This is a genomic window from Chamaesiphon polymorphus CCALA 037 (genome assembly GCF_003003845.1).
Taxonomy (GTDB): Bacteria; Cyanobacteriota; Cyanobacteriia; order Cyanobacteriales; family Chamaesiphonaceae; genus Chamaesiphon; species Chamaesiphon polymorphus.
Window position 1 is genome coordinate 1 of the sequence record NZ_PVWO01000619.1, and the last position, 2,911, is coordinate 2,911.

4 protein-coding genes are annotated in these 2,911 nt (G+C 45.7%); 2 read left to right on the top strand and 2 right to left on the bottom strand.

Annotation, left to right across the window (positions count from 1 at the left end; genetic code table 11):
* Together C7B77_RS27275 and C7B77_RS27280 are read left to right on the top strand one after the other, a co-directional pair.
* Window positions 1-419: hypothetical protein (locus tag C7B77_RS27275; RefSeq protein ID WP_219892301.1), on the top strand; the 419-nt coding region annotated here is incomplete at its 5' end.
* A complete protein-coding gene (locus C7B77_RS27280) occupies window positions 416-637 on the top strand; it encodes a hypothetical protein (RefSeq protein ID WP_106312441.1) in 222 nt (73 codons plus the stop codon). The genes C7B77_RS27275 and C7B77_RS27280, both read left to right, overlap by 4 nt.
* Before the next feature lie 50 nt (window positions 638-687).
* Here C7B77_RS27280 and C7B77_RS27285 read toward each other — a convergent pair whose 3' ends face one another.
* Together C7B77_RS27285 and C7B77_RS27290 are read right to left on the bottom strand one after the other, a co-directional pair.
* Complete coding sequence (locus C7B77_RS27285; RefSeq protein ID WP_106312444.1) at window positions 688-1,878, bottom strand: hypothetical protein; 1,191 nt, start codon at window positions 1,876-1,878, stop codon at window positions 688-690.
* A complete protein-coding gene (locus C7B77_RS27290) occupies window positions 1,875-2,744 on the bottom strand; it encodes a hypothetical protein (RefSeq protein ID WP_106312446.1) in 870 nt (289 codons plus the stop codon). The genes C7B77_RS27285 and C7B77_RS27290 overlap by 4 nt, the downstream gene beginning before the upstream one ends.
* Window positions 2,745-2,911 lie beyond the last annotated feature (167 nt).

A 2,911-nucleotide genomic window follows, 5' to 3' on the forward strand; every position in this document is an offset into this window, starting at 1 on the left:
ATACTAGAGATAGTTACTATGGGGATCGAGACTTCTATCACGGCACGGATGCTGAGAATCTTGCAGGGTTGACATCCAGAGGAGCTAGGCTAGAGTCTGAATCAGTCAACAGCTATGGGGACGGTTTCTATCTTGCTTTCTCCAAACAAACAGGAATCGATTACGCCAATCAAGCAGATCGACCTGCTCTTGTTTCAGCTAAAGTTATGGTGCGTAAGCCGAAGAAATTTACCGATAGCATTGATTTTGAAAGCTTCTTGCAAGAGAATGATATTCCAGCAGACAACCTTCAATCAAAAACGGTAACAAAATTGTTGATTTCTCAGGGGTTTGATGCAGTAGAAATCGGTGGCAATCGAATCCTGGTGATTATCTTCGATTGCAGGCAAATTGCAATATATGAGGTAACAGAATTATGAGTAAAATTGGATGCCCAATCTGTAAATACTACCAGTTCGACGGCAATTGCACAGCCTTTCCTGATGGCATTCCGATGATGTTTCTTTCGGGTGAAAAAGAACATACAGAGCGGATGAAATTCCAGGAAAACGATCTTGTTTTTGAATGGATTTCTCCTGAAGAGCAAGGAAAAAGAAGAGCAGCAGCGATCGAAAGTCACAAGCAAGTCACTGTATAAACGAGGGAAACCGAATCAGCCACACCCGACACCCCCACACCCCCACTCTCCTACTTCTGCAACCGAATCAACCGCACCACACTCGCATCAGTAGTAATCAACGGAAAACTATTGCGGCGTTCGCTCAATTGCCAGAGTGGAAAGCCGATAAAATAGGGCGTACAGTGTTCGCCAAAAGCATAGAAGCAGCTCCGAAAATTGAGGTTTACCGTCGCCGTTCCTTGCTTGGCGTTAACATTGCGAACGACAAATTTCATCCCCGAAAAATGGATGCCAGTCGGTTCCTTGCCACCATTTACCCATGCGAGTAAACCTTTGCCACCGCGCACTTGAAGACTGTCACCAGAAATTATCCGCGCGCCTTTGAGATAAGGCATTCCGATGACAGGATGGGTTTCGATATAGTCACAATTACTCTGGCAGGAGGCATTCGGCTGTTGCTCCGAACCACTCATCACCATGTGTCGAACATTGCGTTCCTGGGTGCGAACCACATCCATCTTCATCGCAGCCGCACCCGCAGGGATGGTGATGCTAGGCATATTCGCAAAGGCAATGTTGCCAATATTCGGAATCTGGGAGGTAGTAAGTTTTTGAATGCCAGCAAAGTTATTTAACGGCGTATTTGCCAGACTCGGCACCCGCTTGAGCTGAATCGACTTGAGATCGACGACGCTCCCAAATGGAGTACTTTGGAGATTGGGATTGACGATCTTACCACCGCCACTGCCACCAGAGACAAAAGCAGATTGCGGCAACACCGCAGCCAAACTCGGATTGCCCGCTAGTGCATCCTTAACAGCGATCTTGCCCAACCACGGAGTTGCCGTCGCCAGCGTTTCCGCGCCAGTTAAAGCAGGTTTACCAGCAGCTTTCGCGGCGGTTTGTGGGGTGAATTTGCCGATACCAAAGGCAGTATTGAGAAATCCCAGCGGCAGACAGGTGGACGGTGCTTGCCCAGCTCGGCAGGTAACTCTAGTTAAACCACCGAACATCGGTTGGGCTTGAGGCGGAATTGCCGCACTCATTCCCGTTGGCGAAGCTGCCATCGAGTTAACCGTAAGCTGTGAAAAAGTAGCTCGGATCGGATTATTATTCGCTGGTGTCTCGGCTTTTGCTACTCCTGCTAGGTAAAAAATGATGGCTAGTGTGGTAATCGAAAAATAAGTGAATTTAGCGGTAGCCTTGAATTTGGCTGTCCTAACTGTATTGGCGATTGAATTAAATTTAGCTATTCTCACTGCAATGGCGTTCCTAAACTGACTAAATTAGCTACTAAATTCAGATTTAAACCATAAGCGGGAGCCGATTCCAACTTAACGGTTCCTCCATTTAATGCCAAGATGAATTTATTAATTCTTTCGTATTGTGGATTGTTAAATTTATAGTCACCTCTCATAATCGCCAATCTAAATCCCGTCTTTAAATAATCGATGCTTTGACTGTTAGTAACGCGCAGATTTACAGGGATAAATGGGGTATTTGTTGCAGTGGCAACTGGGGTATATGGTGCAGATATCGTTGGAGATTGTCGTTTAGTTTTCGATTTAGGAGGAACGACAGTTGCAACTTTAACGATTGTGCTGGGCGTAGGTTTTGCCAACGGTTTAGGTGCTGTCGGCACGATCTGAATTAATGCCACATGACGCTGAGGATCGTTTTTGCCGAATAGTTTGAGCGTAAATACATAGGTTTTTTTCTGTCTGCGAGCGTCATTGGTAACGACTGTTAGTAAAGATTTGCGTCCCGCTCGTTTATTGACTCGAACTACTCCAGGCAGTTCGATATCATCGATTAACGAGAGATGAACCAGGGTAGGTGCCGAGCCAGGAGCGCAGGGTTGAGTTTCGGATTTAGAGAGACAACCATCGGTAGTCAAAGATACATAGGATTGGTTGTCTAAAAACATCGTTTCTACTGTCTCATTCACAGCATTAAAACTAATATTCGTACCCAAACCAGAATGTAAATTAATGGTTAAAACTTCTTGCTGTGGCGATTGATACTGGACGATGTCCGATGGGGGCAAGGCAAATGCTGAAGTACCATTGGCAGCCGACCAGCTCAACAGAGCGATCGCAGACAGGCAAATTTTAGAAAGATTCATATTACTTGAGAAAGTCGAGTTACCCGATTAGACAACGCCGACGCTACACGAACGGTCGATACCATTTACTCGTTATAGCTACTGCATCGCTGAAACAGTATCCGCTAGATTACTGGTTATGGGTTCCCTAGTATTTTGGGAAATAGCAAAAACTAAAGGTCGATAGA

What these genes read in the sequence shown, in the direction of transcription:
- C7B77_RS27280 (WP_106312441.1), top strand. Translation starts at nt 416, where the DNA reads ATGAGTAAAATTGGATGCCCAATCTGTAAATACTACCAGTTCGACGGC.
- C7B77_RS27290 (WP_106312446.1), bottom strand. Translation starts at nt 2,744, where the DNA reads ATGAATCTTTCTAAAATTTGCCTGTCTGCGATCGCTCTGTTGAGCTGG.